At 59.2% G+C, this 546-nt stretch carries 1 protein-coding gene; it reads right to left on the reverse strand.

Translation table 11 applies throughout. The features are described from left to right. A partial coding sequence (locus AC07UR_RS33885; protein WP_494700493.1) for an amino acid ABC transporter ATP-binding protein occupies positions 1-546 on the reverse strand: 546 nt, incomplete at its 5' end.

Genomic DNA, 546 nt, shown 5'->3' on the forward strand with positions numbered 1-546 from the left:
CTAGTGCAGGATCTGGCTGAGGAAGAGCTTGGTGCGCTCGTGCTGCGGATTGTCGAAGAACTCGGCGGGCGAGTTCTGTTCGACGATCTGGCCCTGGTCCATGAAGATCACGCGGTTGGCGACCTGGCGCGCAAAACCCATTTCGTGGGTCACGCACAGCATGGTCATGCCTTCTTCGGCGAGGCCCACCATCGTGTCGAGCACTTCCTTGACCATTTCCGGGTCGAGCGCCGAAGTCGGTTCATCGAACAGCAGGATCTTCGGCTTCATGCACAGCGAACGGGCAATCGCCACGCGCTGCTGCTGGCCGCCCGAAAGCTGGCCCGGATACTTGTGGGCCTGCTCAGGGATCTTGACGCGCTTCAGGAAGTGCATCGCGATTTCTTCTGCCTGCTTCTTCGGCATCTTGCGGACCCAGATCGGTGCAAGCGTGCAGTTTTCCAGAATCGTCAGGTGCGGAAACAGGTTGAAGTGCTGGAACACCATGCCGACTTCGCGGCGCACTTCATCGATCTTCTTCAGATCGTTGGTGAGCTCGATGCCGTC

This window comes from Ensifer sp. GW821-FHT05G01 (assembly GCF_059419585.1).